The following is a 14959-nucleotide window of genomic DNA, read 5'->3' on the forward strand; positions in this document are numbered from 1 at the left end:
AAAAACGTGCCAGCGATTTTGCTAAATTAGCACTTAACGGATTACCTAAGGTATTGCAAAACCATTAGTTGATTGGCTAAATTTACACATTCACAACGCTCTTTGAACAGTGAGACACAACAAACCCTCAAACGTGACTGACGAGTTAATTCTCTGAAAAACAAAGAAGAAGACACCATGTATCTTCTTCTTAAATCAGCGTCTCTATTAAAGTGCGAACAAGTAAGCTTTTAGCGCTTTCAGCCTTACCGTAGCACCACCGATAATATCCATAAATCCTAGCATTTCATGGGGCTTAGCTGCCGATATCCACCCTGAGCCCGTTGCTCCTAGAGGGATGGTATAATTCTCTGGTTCTTCAAACTCGATCACCACTGTTCTACCGTGGCTGCCCATGTTAGCGCCCACATGTCTTTGTACACTTTCCGCAGTCCCTCGAACTGAGATTTCAGCTTCACCGGTATTGGTGGTAATACTGTTGACTCGGCCACGGAAAATCTCACCAGGGTGAGAGTTGACAAAAAACTCAGCGAACTGCCCCTCTTCAAGGTTGCGATAGGTTTGATCGCTTACTCTCATCTCAACAAACTTTTTGCTTGTGTCGTATAGAAACAAATTACCCGCTCTAGAACCTTCAGCAATATTGACGATGCCGATCACGCCATCAAAAGGGGCTCTCACTTCATTGCGATCGTTAAGCCAATTCCGTTGATTAATCGTGGCGCGAATGGAATCGGCATCCGACATTGCCGCTAAGTAATCCGATTCACCTTGCTGAATTCGGGTATACAGGTCGTCTCGTTCTTTCTGCGAACTGAATTCGTTGAGCTTAACTAATCTTTCATGGTTCTTTCTGTCTATCGCAATCTGTTCTTGAATACTCACAATACGATGCTCAATTGCGGTAAGACTCGCCTGTAAACTTTTTATCTCTTCTTCAGAGTCTTCCGACTCCAAGGTGTAAATCAGCTCCCCTTTCTTAACTTCTTGGTTATGAGCAACATGGATCTCTTTTATCTGCTGGCCAAATAAAGGGCTCAAAACCGCATGAGGTGCCTTAACTGTGGTACTGTCAGTTAAGTCAGCAGGTGACCAAAATCGGTGAGCTGCGAATAGGCTAAATGCAATCGCAGCTCCAATTCCGACGCTGATAACCGCATTTCTAAGTGTCCACTGAATAACACCAAGTTTAACCAATAACCAAACAATCAGAATATATGGCAACATGATCTCTTTCATTACAGTCTCTCCTCTTTTGTACCTTTGATACCACGAGAAATAATTGTGCTAAGCGCAGCAGATATTGCTACCCAATCGGTGAACGCGATGGCTACTGCAATGACCCACCAAGCCTTGTGCAAAAAAAGTCCACACAGAGAGAGCGCAAATACTAAGTTGACCTGTTTGCTTTTCAGTTTTTCAGCCTTATGGACGGCTATTTCATGCAGTTGCCACAGAAGATAGAATACATATGCGATGACGGTGAATGTAACTAGGAATATCAAACCCATAAAGAATTCTGAGTCAAGCAAACCAATAATCACGGGATGGCCATTCGAGAAGTACTCTTCTGGCAATTCCTCACCGTGAACGGTAGAGAGAAGCGAAAACAGATAGCTGATTGAAACAAATGAACCAATGAACATGACCCATTTGAGGAGTGTTTTACTCTTTTTCATGAGAGAGTTATACATTGTGAAACCTTACGTTAGATTGAATAGAACACTTGTCTTCCATTAACGTATTAGGTAAGAAACCTATTCATCCTTGGCTGCTGGTAAATATATTAAGGTAGTAAGTGAGTGAGATATATAAAGTAAAAGTGGTTTCATTCATTAACTGAATTTATACCAGCCCTCTCTTCACACTGCCTTTTAGTAGTTAAATGAAAGTCCAAACTGCACCGCACTCTCTTCAAAGTGGTACTGATCAAAGGCTTTGTTGGTTTGTCGATACTCGACGTAAGGCTTCAATTTTGCGTCGGTATAAGTCAACCGGGCTTCGTAATGCAGGTTGGTGTCATTGTCATCGACTAGGGCCGATTCAAACTGTTTTTGCATTACGTAGTTGTATGAGAACTCCGCTACATGACCTAGCTCATAGCTGAAGCCTAAATCTAACCGGCCTAACTGACTTCTCGCTGAAGAACCATTATGGCTGTGGAAGCTATGTCCATGGTCGTGGTCACCAGAATCCACTCCCATTTTGCTATTACCATAGTCGTAGCCAATTCGACCATGAATACCAAATTCATGGGTTGCTTGATAATCTAACCCAAGGCGAGCTCTGAGCTCATTGCCATCTGCGTAGCCGCCTTGCGCGTATGCACCGTAAGCGAATAACCCTAGCTGTTCGCTAGGCGTAAAATATCTACCAGCACCGAGTTGATAAAATTCGTGGGCTCCGGTTTCCCCTTCAACGTAAACGAAGAAGCCACCATCATCCATTGCTACTGCTTCTATACCATAGGCTTTTTCAGTATTTGAGCTACTGTGACCATGGTGATCTTCATTGGCTACGTACACATCAATTTGAGAACCGTTGGAGATATCTACATTACCGTGTGAAAAGGCAAAAGGGCTCATTAGTGCTAGTGAGAGAGCTGAAAGGCGAAAATTAAAACGTGTCATGTGCTGTTCCTACAATTTGATAAATTTGGGGTACCTTTTGGTACCCCAAGACAGACGTTATTTCGTGTTTCCTTCGCGAGTATCGCGGTAAGGATCTGCTGAGTGTTTACGGTGGACAGAGCGCGGTTCTAAGCCGTGAGCTTCACGCATTTCATCTACCATTCGCTGTTTCTCACCCATTCCGCGTTTCATGCTTTCAGGCAATGCTTCGGTCGGTACAATCAAGTCGCGATCCAATGGCCACTCTTTCAACAGTTGTGGGTGGTAGCCTTCTGGGTAGTACAATGACTCATCAATCTCTAGGTCACGAATCTCTTGCTCTTGGATATCCGCACGAGAGTTCTTCGGCATCGGCACTCTGAACACTTCTCCGTCATTTAGGTTAAATTGAGGGGCACGGTTGTTCGGGAAGTCAGGAATAATTCCCTCACGAACCCATGCTTTTTCTGGTGTAACGTTCGCGACAATCATGTCTGGTGCACCAAAGTGGTAAGGGCCTTTCCAGTGTTCACGAACCTGAGCTACCGTTTCGTTGTTGTAGTACGGGTCAAATTCCATGTGCGTTGTCATAAACAGACGCGGTTGAATTTCATTCGCCAACCAACCCGCTGCGTAACCAGAAGTGTGGTGCGTATCGATCGTGTATCGTGTTAAAAAGGCAGGAACACCCTGTACAATCGATGCAATACCAACCAGTTCGGTCTGTACTTCTGTTACAAATAGGTCAACCCCTTTTGCGTATTCAATATCTAGTTCAGTTGGGCGACCATCACCTGTCCAAACAAAGCTGAGTGACTCTTCTTCGTCAATTTTCCAATCCAGTCGGTACGCCGATGCGCCGTCTTTTGCGTGTGAACGACGCCAGTGAGAAACTTGGACGCCGTCAACATCATAGATAATTCCGCCATCATCTTTAAAGTCGAACTCAACGACTTCTATATCGTTACCCGATGGGAATACATCGAACGCATCTTGGTGCCAAGACAGCATTTGCAGCATACCTTCCACCATGTGGCGTGTGCCATCTTCTGGGTTACGACCCGATGGTCCGTAGATCGTCAGCGGTTTTTCCCAACGGCCATTCCAACCACCAAACTGGTATAGGTAAGGCAGTGAGCCAAAATGATCGACGTGTAAGTGAGTAATAAAAATCTTGTCCAATTCATTTAATGCTACCCCGGCACCAATGTAGTTTGCGATAGATGCCTCACCGATATCGAAAACGAAGTTGTCACCATTACCAAGTTCGACGTAAATTGACGTGTTAGCCTGCCCTGGGCGAATCATCGGTGAAGTACCCATAAACGTGACACGCATTTCATTGTGAAGTAGTTCTTCTGTGCGAGGGTACCAGTTAGCGGCGGTCACCATGTGGTCCATTGGCTCAATGCCATCAAACATCAGGCCTTCTTTCCACAGCTCTTCACCCGTTTGTATGTCATGCTTTAGGCCACCTTGTAAAATGGCATGGATCTCTTCTGGTGATGAGTAAATTTTTCCGCCTTGCTTCATCAAATCTTCGGTGCTGACATTTTGTTCGTAGTTGAAATGCTTGTAGCCACTGAAGCTTGCTGAGTTTTCTGACTGGTAATGCTCGAAGGGATTATTAGCGAAAGCGCTGCTAGACAATAAGATAGCGCCGGCAAGAGTAGTTAAAGTTCGACAATGTTTCATAAGTGAGTTCCTACAAAAGTTAAAGGAAATCACTTCCGTGTGGTGCATTAATGGACAATGAACTTTAGCAATTCACCCCTGCCCTGCTGATGAAACTATTATGTGATAGACGAACGTGAGAATGGATAGAGCAAACTTTAGTCAAGTCATAAATCAAATTTATGTATTGCGCGAAAAATAATACAAGTTGGTAAAAACAACATGACCAATCACCTAAATATCAACGTAAAGCCCTGAAGCCGTATTAGACGGTGTTAGGAAGCAGGCTTTTCGAGGGAAAGATGAGTTGACAAAAAGTCGATGCCAGCACGAATACTTTGAGGCTGGTATTCAACATCTTTGCCGTCCAGATAGTTTGGAACTATTTGATAGCAACCCAATTTGGATTCAATAGAACTCTAGCGCTAGCCTGCTCGACTCAGCTTGGAGATGGTTAAATGGCATTTAAGCATAACTCAAGGGACAAAAATATGGGGATGAGCCAGGGGGCTAGATCGCTCAAGGTCAGATGGATGGGAAGCTTTTTGAACCGCCACTTGCATGTGCCATTAATATGGCCTCAATTGAGCTGCAATGTTTTAAGGTTGAGGAGTTTGAAGCAACAGCACCAATGATGTTTACTCATTGAGATAGTTACAGAATATCTATTATACGGCGTGCCAGTCTTGAGCCTTATTATGTAAAGGCTTTAACGATGGCTAAAGATCAACTGGTACAAACTAAAGAGAGAAGGCGGCAAATCCTTTTGCCATTGTAGGACTCATTTACAATTCCTGGTGAACAGAGAACTTAACTTGTTTCTCCTGTCATTTTAATTTGTCGATTGAAGTCGCGGTCAGCCAATTCTTGTGCGTCGTATAGGTCTTCAAGAACCACTTGGTCCATCGCCATCACATCAAAAAACTGCTCTTCACAATAATTTTGGTTCCACTTTGGTAGCATTTCTTCATCTAGCGAAATTTTATTGACATGCTCGACGGCAAAATGAGTGTAATGTTCAAAAAGCTCTTCATCAGTTCCATTGGCCACCCACGCCAATTTCTTAAACCAGACTGCCGATTGCTCTTCCGATATATGATTATTGACTTTACACACCGACATTGCCACGAGCGACTCCGTGTAGTTTTCATAATGTGGAAGCGTGTTGTGAACATGGGCACCACAAGCGATTGCCAAGCCAGAAAACAACGTAGTTGAGGCTAAAATTAGTTTTTTCATAGCATTTGCTCCTTTTCTGGTTGAGTGCACATCTGTTTAACGTGACCTTTTTCTTTTGCTTCATCAATAAGTTGTTTGCCCATAGACACACCTTCTACATACATCTCATGTTCTTCAGTAAACTGAAACGCTTCGCCTAGCACTTCCTGAGATAGCCCTTCAATGGTTTGTCGCATCACTAAAGACTGTTTCTCGACGTATTCTGGTGTCATTGTGCCGTACTCGACACAGTACTGATTCACTGTTTCTACGGCTGCCGCTGCCATGATTGCGTTATCTTGACTAAACAAAGTATCGTGACTGTGAGATGCCGCATTTGCAGATACTGCACCAAGCGAACCAACGGTTACTAAAGCGATGATGAGTGAGTTTTTCATATGGAATTTCCTACAATTCGTATAATCGATAAGCAAAATGTGATGACCTAACTTAAATGTTTGACTGAAAGTTAAATGCTCAAAGGTGCATGGTGCTTGCAATGCTAAGCGCTGCGAGAGCCAATATTGAGATGATTCGTATGCTAGTCATATGTGAGTTCCTAATTCATGTTTAAGGAAATCACATCCGTGTGGCTAATTTGGTAAGCGGAAGTCCAAGACTCATTCCCTGCTTAGTTGATGTAAGTATTATGCGCGTTAGGTTTAGAAAAATGGAGATAGCAAGGTTTGGTTAAAACATTAATTTAATTTATGTATTACAGCCATAGACACTTCGTATTCGTCGTTTCACCCAACCTAATCTCTGCGTTTTATCGATTCTTAATTGAGTGCGTCATACCCGCGGCCTTTCATACAATTGCGCATCAGGCTGTTCCGCTCATCTTGATTGATCTTGTCAGCCGATGCTTTCGAGCCCGCGCCAGAAAGTACGCCTACCGTTGTACCAATTGCTGCTCCTGTTTTCGCAGCACTGCTGCCAGAATTTCCAGACACACTACCTGCAATGGCACCAGCTGTGGCCCCACGTAAGCCCCGCTTTACCCCTTGCTCTAGTGCACCAGCGCCTTCGTGTTGCCCTACGCCCTCTAACATGTCATAGCACTGATTGTGGTCGAGCGTGAATGAGTCCGCGTCGTAAATGGATTCGTCAAAGATAAGAGTGTGGGCTGAAGCGTATGTCGGGATTGCTGAAAAAAGAACAATACCCACGGTCGCTGCGGCATTGATAAGGGTTCGTTTGATTGGGAGAATCGCCATGGTCGTTGCCTCGAAAACTAGGGGCAAATCCATTTGCCATGATGAACTTTGAGAACGTACAAACGTTAGAAGTCGTAAGAAACACCAAGCGTCAAAATACTGTCATTTTCAACAATATTGCTCAGGGCACTAGTAGTAGAAAGTTCACCTTCATGGGTATTGAAGTACGTGTACTTCACATAAGGAGTCCATTGGTCGATTGAAGTCGATAGAATCACTTCATGTTCATTGGTACGGTAGGAGTCTTGGCTAAAGTAGAAATCCCCACCAACATGAGTGAATCCACCATTGGATCCGTCTCTATTTTCGTGGGTGTAGGTGTAATCCAGTGCCCATTGCCCCATATCCAACCCAAAACCTGCGATCCATTGATTGGTATTAATCGTGGTATCACTCAGATTCTCTAGAGTTTGCCCTGAGCGGTTGTATCCATAGCCTGTAAACAAGTTGAGGTTGTCAGTCGCCTGAAAGTCAACAATCGCTTCGATTAACATTTCTTCACCGGTTTCCCACTTACCGAGTTCACCGTAGAGGTTTAAACCCCAGTCATCAGACAATGAAAAGTAGTGACCGTAACCTGCCGCTAGCCATCCTTGATCGTCAAAGCCGATATAAACCTGGCCGTTTTCTGAAGTGTCAATTAATGCACCAGCTTCAGTAGCATAAGTCCCGTTGTCCGCGGCATTAGAGGCGATATTTTGTTCAAGATATACTTGCGTGGAAGTTGCAAAAGCTGCGCTACTTACACAAAGTAGCGATAAAGGAAGTAAACGGAATGCTTTCATAAATTTCTCCAGTAATGTTGTGTACTTAAAGTACTGGAGATTATTTACTGACTATTGATTTGAAAAAACATAGCCAAATTATGGCGTAACATTAATTCAATTTATGAGTGGATTGAAGGCAGTGCGGCTCTAACCGTTTCTCGAACTTTAATGTGCTGCTCATCGCTTGCGTAGCGTCTGTGATACAGCATACGAAATGTTATTGGGTTCAGGTCCAGTGGGATAGCGTGAACTTTAAGACCAAGCTGTGGCGCAAGAAGCTTCGCAAGAGAACGAGTTGATGATGCCACGTAATCAGTGGTACTGGCCAACATGAGCATTGATGAGATGGAACTAGTCTCAATACTTACTTTTCTCGGTTTAATGGGTTTGTCCGATAAGAAATCTATTGTGTTCATTTCCGAACGCCTAAGCTTAAGTGCGATATGTTGCTCTTCAAAATACTGATCGTAAGTCATTTCAGTGTCTATTCTTGGATGATTCGAACGCGTTAAGCAGACCGCCTCATCGTCAAAAAGCACCTCTTCTATCAGTGAATGGCGTTTACTCGAAATAACATCAATCACCAAATCAACTTTCTGTGCGATGAGTGCATCAAAGAGTTTATCCTCATCCAACGGAGCTTCAATAAAGCGCACGCCGTCGATGTGTGCGCAAAACGGTAATAGACTTTCTGTACAATATACATTCAGCTCGTCGTTGTGCTCTGCCACGCTGCTAATGACATTAATCGGGTATTCGATTCTATGTGCTAATGAAACGGCAGCCCCTGTCGGTGCTATCCCTCGACCTTCTCTGACGAAGAGCGATTTACCCACGACTGCTTCGAGTCGTTTGATCGCCGAACTGACTGCTGGTTGAGTTAGGTCTAGTTCTTCAGAGGCTAACGTTATTGACCGGTGCTTATATACTGCTAAGAATGTCGTGAATAGATTTAAGTCCAAAAAAGGTTCCTACTACGCAATTTACGGTAGTTATAAGTGTATCAAAACAGACGTTTATTGTGTTGTGTTCTATCTCATGATTTGTGAGCAGTAATTGGCAGATTAGATATCAATTTTAATGTTCGAAAATCTACACCATTTGGACGACTAAGTGTGTTGTAGAGTGTATAGGGGATGAGCAAATTTGGTCACATAGCTAGCGTTTTGTCATAAGGAAAAATAAGTCAAACTCTAAACTTAATGCATTTCCGAAAAACCGACGTAAAACATAATGGGGCAAAAACAAGCTAGCAAAACAACACCAACCCACCCCGCTTTCATAATTAAAACGTTTAATAATTTGAGCCATGATTTATTGCACTTAAACGTGGCCACGAACCATTTGACGAAAAATTCAATGCCTCCTCGGTGACTCTAAGCTCCCACCACCAACTGTATTCTCCCCAACACTGATCTATTCCCCTCTTTTCGAAGTACAAGTTATTAATAATTCGATATAAATCGCTCTAATGTTTGAAATTGTTGTCTACAGTTTTATAGAGCTTGTCGCTTCGGTAATTGCCACAAGCAACGACACCTTTTGATGGTAAGTTTTGGTTATAAGGAAAGGAAATGGAAAGCCCAATTGTCACACTCACACATGCCAGCAAAAGCTTTGTTGATGGCAAAGATACCCATCACGTATTGGAAGGTGTCGACTTCGCTTTGGCGACAGGGGCAAGCGTGGCTTTGACAGGGGCGAGTGGCAGTGGAAAGAGTACTCTGCTGAACATCATTGCGGGGTTTGAACCTCTTTCCGGTGGCGAACTATCTGGTGGAGAATTGTGGCTCGATGGCGAGAACACATTCGATTGGAAAGATCCACAATGGAGCCGCTTCCGCCATCAAAAACTGGGCGTTATCTTCCAGCAGTTCAACTTGTTAACACCACTCAACGTAAAACAAAACATCGCCTTTCCGTTGCATTTGAACCAACAAAAATGGGGCGACTGGTGTGATTATTTAGTTGATGCATTGGGCATCAGTGAACTACTCGAAAGACACGTATCCGCACTCTCTGGCGGTCAGCAACAACGAGTCGCTATTGCGCGTGCGCTAGCCCATAAACCCAAACTATTGCTTGCCGACGAGCCCACTGGCAACCTTGACCACAAAGCAGGGTTAGAGGTTATGAAGCTGCTGAGTGAAATCACTACACAAGGCAACACTGCCGTGCTTTTGGTTACGCACAGCTCGGAATGTGCCAGCTTTATGCAGACAAAATTGATGTTAGATGATGGTTGTTTAAAGAACGTAGATCGAACCCAAGCCAAAGAGCAGCAACGTTGTGAGTAATCCAATGAAGCAAACTGGCTTCGCACAGAGCCAGATCACCCATACTAAACTGACGTTGAATCTATTCTCGGCGCACTATAGTCAATCACCATTGCAAGCCGCAGCGATTCTGATCGGCATTGTGCTAGCGGTCACCTTGTTTGTCGCAGTGCAAGCCATCAACCTCAATGCCAAGCGCAGTTATGCAGAATCGACCGAGCAACTTAGCGCCCAAGCACAAAACCTTATCATTCCACCAGCAGGGCAAAACTATTTGCCAGAATCGCTCTACTTCAACTTAAGACAAAGTGGGTTAAGCGCAGCGCTACCCGTTATAGAAGGGCGAGTAAGAGACGAACAAGGTCGACGTTGGTCAGTTCAAGGCAGTGAGTTGATCGCCGCCCTCACTTCAAGAACTCGTCACTCTCGCGTCGACGATAAAAGCAATACTCAGACCAAAGAGCCAAACATTTCCCTGTTCGACAATGCCTTACCTTTACCGCAACTCTTGGCGGGTGAACACATTGTGATGATGAGCCAGTCACAGCACCAGAACTTGGGAGAAGTAGACACACTCAGTTTGGATGAAGTACTCACCCAAGTGGTAGTGCTGCCCGATGAATGGCAACTGGGCAGCAGAATGTTGATGGATATTGGATTCGCTCAGCAACTGCTTAACAAGCAAGGACAACTGAGCTATATCGCTATTTTTGACACTAAGAGCGACACTAAGAGTAATACTCAGGATAAATGGCAGAGCCTCATAGGCGAGCGAGGGCAATGGATTTCCAACAACCAAAGCACGGATCTCGGTTCAATTACCGATAGCTTTCACCTCAATCTCACCGCCATGAGTTTGTTGGCGTTTTTGGTTGGCCTATTCATCGCTTACAACGGTGTGAAGTACAGTTTGCTGAAACGTAATCGGTTATTGGTGCAAATTCAACAAGCTGGAATTTCGCCAAGCATCGTGTTTTCAGCTCTGTTAGTCGAGCTGACTGTTTTAGTCACACTGGGCGCGTCGCTTGGTTTCATTCTCGGCATTCAACTCAGCCATTGGCTACATCCAACCGTCGCGATAACGCTTGAGCAACTTTATGGTGCAACACTGCTTCCCGGCACATGGCAGTGGCAATGGTTGGTACAAGCTTTATTACTTACGTTAGCGGCTACGTTAGTTGCATGTTGGCAACACTTTAAGCAGCGAGTGCGACAACCCCTCTCTTCCCATGGCGGTTTCTATCAAGCGCCGGAAGCGTCTAACGAAAATCAGCTGTTTGTTATCGGGTCAGTATTAACCATTCTCGCGTTAGCCGGGTTATGGTTGAGCGAACACCATCGCTTCACCATGGCATGGCTCGGTGTGTTAGTGGTGTCGATTCCCTTGTATCTCCCCAAAACGCTCAGCGTGCTAGCGAACTGGAGCGAAAAACGTACCCAATCGGGGTTAATACAATATCTGTTCGCTGAGCTGCGTGAACTTATCTCCCCGCTCTCCCTTGCCATGATGGCGTTGCTTCTCGCCGTCACCGCCAATATCGGGATGAATACCTTAGTCGGTAGCTTTGAATCCACGTTAAAACAATGGCTTGAACAGCGCTTACACGCCGATATTTATGTTAGCCCTGCCCAAGCTGAAATCGCGAATGTGGAACGTGCGTTAGAGCAGTTTGAAAATGTTGAAACCGTTTATAAGCAATATTATGTCGACGATAACTTGCAGGGCTTACCGACTTTGCTCGGCACTAAAGACAAAGACACACTTGAGCAAACCATGGTGTTCCAATCCCGCGTTGATGACTTCTGGCAGCGCTTTTACCAAGGTGAGGTGGTGGCGATCAGCGAACCGACTGCTGTGAAGCTAGGCTTGTCCCTAGAAAGCCGACTCAAGCTCGATGCGCTCCAAGACAAAACACTCATCGTCGGGGCGATTTTCCACGATTACGGCTCACCGAATGGTGAAGTGTTGCTTGCACCTGATTTATGGCTCGAAAGCGGATTTACTGACTTACCCACCAGCTTGGGAATCAAAGTATCTGGCGATCCACAAGTGGTTTATGAACAGCTACGCCAACAACTCAATCTGCACCCAAGTCAGCTTTACGATCAAGCACAGATCAAATCGATCGCTTTAGATATCTTCTCACAAACCTTTGCCATCACCCGAGCGCTTAATGGCGTCACCTTAATGGTGGCGGTGATTGGGTTGTTTTGCGCCTGTTTCATGTTGCTCGACGCACGTAAAGCCTCTATTGCAAGGTTGTATGCGCTCGGTGTTAGTCAGAGAAAATTGATGGTGATGGTAGTCGCGCAAATCGTTGTTCTGGTCACCTTCACTCTGGTTATCGCCTTACCACTCGGCGCTATGGTCGGTTATGTGTTGACGGACATCGTTACCCTGCGCGCCTTTGGTTGGAGCTTAAATTACGTATGGAATTGGAGTGATGCACTCAGCATCGCAGCCATCACCATTTTAGTTGCTGTGTTTGCGACCTTGATTCCACTGTGGCGTTTGGTCAGCAAACCCGTGGTATCCAGTTTACAGAGCGAGGTGTTGTGATGAATCGACCAATAAAAGTTTTCGTTCTCACAATTGGCATCTTGCTCCTTTTAGGATGCGAGGAGTCCACTCAACCGTCAGCTCAAAATATGGGTTCGTTACTCAGTACTGGAACACAAACCGAGAATGAAACACAAAAAGAGGCTGAGCAATTCACCCCGGTAGTAAAAGGCCTGGAGATCACCTTCCCTGCCGACCATAAAGCACACCCTGATTTTCGTCATGAATGGTGGTACTTAACCGCCAACCTCATTGATGAAGACGGCAATGCGCTAGGCGTACAATGGACACAATTCCGCTTCGCGGCTGCCCCAAAGGACAGTTCGAATAGCGCTAAGCAAACGACGTGGCAAAGTCAGCAAATCTACATGGCACACAGCGCCGTAACCACGAAAGACAAACACTACGCCGATGAAAAATGGTCACGCGACCAAGCTGAACTCGCAGGTGTAAGCGCTTCCCCATTTCGTGTCTATCTTGATGACTGGCAATGGACATCGTCAAGTGATGATCTGTTCCCCGCAACCTTGAACGCTAATTCCGGTCAGTTTGGCTACTCGCTTAAGTTAACCAACAACACGCCATATCAAAAGCAAGGCGAGCAAGGCTACAGCACCAAAAGTGGCGATGGCAAAGTAGCTTCCTATTACTACAGCCAACCATTCATCGATGTATCAGGCGAAGTAACCATTGATGGCACAACACATCAAGTGTCTGGCAAAGGTTGGATAGACAGAGAGTGGAGCTCGCAGTTCTTACTCGACTCACAACAAGGCTGGGATTGGTTTGCGCTAAGGCTGAGTGATGAAACCAGTTTGGTGGTATTTCAGCTTCGAAACTCAACATCAGGCAAAGGCAGTTATGCCCACGCAAAGTTGATGAAGCAAGATGGTTCCGGCATCGCGATTAAGCAACAAGACATCAACTTAACCGCCATCAAGCAAACGGAAATCGATGGAAGTAACTACCCAACAAAATGGCAAGTTTCAATTCCAACTCAACAAATCGAACTGACCGTTTCAGCTCTCAATCCAAATGCCAAAATGCCGCTGTCAGTTCCCTATTGGGAAGGCCCGGTCTTAATTGAAGGTACTCACTCTGGTACAGGCTACATGGAGTTGACGGGGTATTAATCAAAAAAGCAGCGTAAAGAGCTATCCACCTTTATGCTGCTTCATCACTCTATTCAAAGTTAACAAATGAAAGAGATTAAATCGCCAATAGATACGATTTAACAGACGCAAGACGTAAAGTTGCCCCACCAATGATGTCTATAAAACCGAGTATAGGGTAAGGCTTAGACGCACTGATCCATGCTGAGCCTGTCGCGCCAATCGGTATTTTTTTCATCGTTTCTTCATCAATTTCTAAAATAACGGTTCGACCAATTGCTGGAGAGCCCCTTTGAATGTGTGCCGAAACTCGCTGCTCTTGTGGTAGTAAATTTCCTTGAGCCTCACCGGTTGCTTTTACTTTGCTGTGAACTCGAGAGCGGAAAATTTGCCCCGGAAATGTATCAATAAAGAACTCACTAAACTGACCTTTTTCGATATTGGCAAACGCTTGATCAGGGATACGCATTTCGACAAACTTCTTCGATGTATCCCACACATGCAGGGAACCAACTCGAGATCCATCCGCAATAAAAACATGAGTGATCATGCCATCAAACGGAGCTCGAACCGTAAGGCGGTCAAGGTCAAACATCAAGCTTTGTTTCTTAGCGAGCAAACCATCTTTCTTGGCATGCAACACGTTCAACTCAGCCATAAAAAACTCAACGTTGTCTTGAGTTTCTTCTAACTCTTTAAGGCTAACATGTTGCTCTAAGTTCTGGTTACGCGATAGGTTTCGCTTAGCTTGGGCCACTTTCACTTCTTGAGCTTCAATGGTTCTATCAATTTCAATCAGACCAGAATCAACCTCAGAAATCGACGCAGAGATCAGATCATCTTTGAGAGTGTAAAGTACTTCGCCTTTTTTCACATCGCTATTATGATCAACGTATATTTTGTCGATGTGTTGACCAAGCGTTGGAGACATCACAGCATGGGGGGCTTTGACAGTGGTTGAATTGGTCAAATCAATCGGCGAATAGAAGCGATGGCCGACAAATAAACTCACCAGTAACAGCAAGCCAATCACAACAGACACAAAGTAATTCTTAGGGGTTCGTTTGAGTACATTAAATTTGAATAACAACCAAACCACTAATATGTAGGGGAGCATGATCTCTTTCATTGCGAAGCGCCTCTAATCCACTGTTGTAATTTATCCCAGTCTGTCACAATCGCGAGCACCGCAATAATCCAGAGCGGTTTGTAAAACATGCCCAATATGCACAGCCAAAAAATCAACTTGGCCTGAGCCAAACCACGCTCTTTAGCAAGGTGTTTGGGAATAGAATGGACATACCATAGCTTGCTCAATGTCCATACAAGGATGCCCAACGTGACTGCCACAATGAACCACATGAACAATGTCGATTCTAGAATGTTGTAGACCGAAGGATACGCATCGTAAACTAAGGTAGTTGGATGAATCTTCATACGATTTCCTAAATTATCATCCCGTCTCTAAGGCAAAGCCATTGGGCCTATTCCAATCACTTAAGCACTTATGCACCTATATATTTATG

14 protein-coding genes are annotated in these 14959 nt (G+C 44.8%); 3 read left to right on the forward strand and 11 right to left on the reverse strand.

Annotated features, from left to right (window positions below):
* Window positions 1-207: 207 nt before the first annotated feature.
* The 9 genes from A142_RS07690 to A142_RS07730 form a co-directional block, all read right to left on the reverse strand.
* The gene (locus A142_RS07690) at window positions 208-1239 is read right to left on the reverse strand and encodes an HlyD family secretion protein (protein WP_019822905.1); all 1032 of its coding nucleotides are present in this window, start codon (window positions 1237-1239) and stop codon (window positions 208-210) included.
* On the reverse strand, window positions 1239-1694 hold the full coding sequence (locus tag A142_RS07695; RefSeq protein ID WP_019822907.1) for a hypothetical protein: 456 nt from the start codon (window positions 1692-1694) through the stop codon (window positions 1239-1241). The genes A142_RS07690 and A142_RS07695 overlap by 1 nt, the downstream gene beginning before the upstream one ends.
* Window positions 1695-1874: 180 nt before the next feature.
* Window positions 1875-2630: a hypothetical protein gene (locus A142_RS07700; RefSeq protein WP_019822908.1), complete on the reverse strand. Its 756-nt coding sequence runs from the start codon at window positions 2628-2630 to the stop codon at window positions 1875-1877.
* 57 nt (window positions 2631-2687) lie between these two features.
* Window positions 2688-4304, reverse strand: a complete 1617-nt coding sequence (gene gntH / locus A142_RS07705) for a guanitoxin biosynthesis MBL fold metallo-hydrolase GntH (RefSeq protein WP_019822909.1) — start codon at window positions 4302-4304, stop codon at window positions 2688-2690.
* A 789-nt stretch (window positions 4305-5093) separates the two neighbouring features.
* Window positions 5094-5522, reverse strand: coding sequence for a hypothetical protein (locus A142_RS07710; RefSeq protein WP_019822910.1), 429 nt, complete (start codon window positions 5520-5522; stop codon window positions 5094-5096).
* Window positions 5519-5899, reverse strand: coding sequence for a hypothetical protein (locus tag A142_RS07715; RefSeq protein WP_019822911.1), 381 nt, complete (start codon window positions 5897-5899; stop codon window positions 5519-5521). Before A142_RS07715 ends, A142_RS07710 begins: the two co-directional genes overlap by 4 nt.
* Before the next feature lie 381 nt (window positions 5900-6280).
* Window positions 6281-6718, reverse strand: coding sequence for a glycine zipper family protein (locus A142_RS07720; protein ID WP_019822912.1), 438 nt, complete (start codon window positions 6716-6718; stop codon window positions 6281-6283).
* Window positions 6719-6783: 65 nt separating this feature from the next.
* Window positions 6784-7503, reverse strand: a complete 720-nt coding sequence (locus tag A142_RS07725) for a hypothetical protein (RefSeq protein WP_019822913.1) — start codon at window positions 7501-7503, stop codon at window positions 6784-6786.
* Between the two features lie 101 nt (window positions 7504-7604).
* Window positions 7605-8447: a LysR family transcriptional regulator gene (locus A142_RS07730; RefSeq protein ID WP_019822914.1), complete on the reverse strand. Its 843-nt coding sequence runs from the start codon at window positions 8445-8447 to the stop codon at window positions 7605-7607.
* A gap of 612 nt (window positions 8448-9059) precedes the next feature.
* Between A142_RS07730 and A142_RS07735 the strand changes: the two genes are divergently transcribed.
* The 3 genes from A142_RS07735 to A142_RS07745 are packed head-to-tail and all read left to right on the forward strand — an operon-like array spanning window position 9060 to window position 13454.
* Complete coding sequence (locus tag A142_RS07735; protein ID WP_029405493.1) at window positions 9060-9782, forward strand: ABC transporter ATP-binding protein; 723 nt, start codon at window positions 9060-9062, stop codon at window positions 9780-9782.
* 4 nt (window positions 9783-9786) lie between these two features.
* Entirely contained in the window at window positions 9787-12321 is a 2535-nt protein-coding gene (locus tag A142_RS07740) for an ABC transporter permease (RefSeq protein ID WP_029405494.1), read from the forward strand.
* The gene (locus A142_RS07745) at window positions 12321-13454 is read left to right on the forward strand and encodes a lipocalin-like domain-containing protein (protein WP_029405495.1); all 1134 of its coding nucleotides are present in this window, start codon (window positions 12321-12323) and stop codon (window positions 13452-13454) included. The genes A142_RS07740 and A142_RS07745 overlap by 1 nt, the downstream gene beginning before the upstream one ends.
* Window positions 13455-13530: 76 nt before the next feature.
* Here the strand turns inward: A142_RS07745 and A142_RS07750 are convergent, their stop codons facing one another.
* On the reverse strand, window positions 13531-14562 hold the full coding sequence (locus A142_RS07750) for an HlyD family secretion protein (RefSeq protein WP_010432896.1): 1032 nt from the start codon (window positions 14560-14562) through the stop codon (window positions 13531-13533).
* On the reverse strand, window positions 14559-14870 hold the full coding sequence (locus A142_RS07755; RefSeq protein ID WP_010432893.1) for a hypothetical protein: 312 nt from the start codon (window positions 14868-14870) through the stop codon (window positions 14559-14561). The genes A142_RS07750 and A142_RS07755 overlap by 4 nt, the downstream gene beginning before the upstream one ends.
* Window positions 14871-14959: the final 89 nt, after the last annotated feature.

Source organism: Vibrio splendidus 12E03 (assembly GCF_000272105.2).
GTDB classification, from domain to species: domain Bacteria; phylum Pseudomonadota; class Gammaproteobacteria; order Enterobacterales; family Vibrionaceae; genus Vibrio; species Vibrio splendidus_I.

What these genes read in the sequence shown, in the direction of transcription:
- A142_RS07690 (WP_019822905.1), bottom strand. Translation starts at nt 1,239, where the DNA reads ATGAAAGAGATCATGTTGCCATATATTCTGATTGTTTGGTTATTGGTT.
- A142_RS07695 (WP_019822907.1), bottom strand. Translation starts at nt 1,694, where the DNA reads ATGTATAACTCTCTCATGAAAAAGAGTAAAACACTCCTCAAATGGGTC.
- A142_RS07700 (WP_019822908.1), bottom strand. Translation starts at nt 2,630, where the DNA reads ATGACACGTTTTAATTTTCGCCTTTCAGCTCTCTCACTAGCACTAATG.
- gntH (WP_019822909.1), bottom strand. Translation starts at nt 4,304, where the DNA reads ATGAAACATTGTCGAACTTTAACTACTCTTGCCGGCGCTATCTTATTG.
- A142_RS07710 (WP_019822910.1), bottom strand. Translation starts at nt 5,522, where the DNA reads ATGAAAAAACTAATTTTAGCCTCAACTACGTTGTTTTCTGGCTTGGCA.
- A142_RS07715 (WP_019822911.1), bottom strand. Translation starts at nt 5,899, where the DNA reads ATGAAAAACTCACTCATCATCGCTTTAGTAACCGTTGGTTCGCTTGGT.
- A142_RS07720 (WP_019822912.1), bottom strand. Translation starts at nt 6,718, where the DNA reads ATGGCGATTCTCCCAATCAAACGAACCCTTATCAATGCCGCAGCGACC.
- A142_RS07725 (WP_019822913.1), bottom strand. Translation starts at nt 7,503, where the DNA reads ATGAAAGCATTCCGTTTACTTCCTTTATCGCTACTTTGTGTAAGTAGC.
- A142_RS07735 (WP_029405493.1), top strand. Translation starts at nt 9,060, where the DNA reads ATGGAAAGCCCAATTGTCACACTCACACATGCCAGCAAAAGCTTTGTT.
- A142_RS07740 (WP_029405494.1), top strand. Translation starts at nt 9,787, where the DNA reads ATGAAGCAAACTGGCTTCGCACAGAGCCAGATCACCCATACTAAACTG.
- A142_RS07745 (WP_029405495.1), top strand. Translation starts at nt 12,321, where the DNA reads ATGAATCGACCAATAAAAGTTTTCGTTCTCACAATTGGCATCTTGCTC.
- A142_RS07750 (WP_010432896.1), bottom strand. Translation starts at nt 14,562, where the DNA reads ATGAAAGAGATCATGCTCCCCTACATATTAGTGGTTTGGTTGTTATTC.
- A142_RS07755 (WP_010432893.1), bottom strand. Translation starts at nt 14,870, where the DNA reads ATGAAGATTCATCCAACTACCTTAGTTTACGATGCGTATCCTTCGGTC.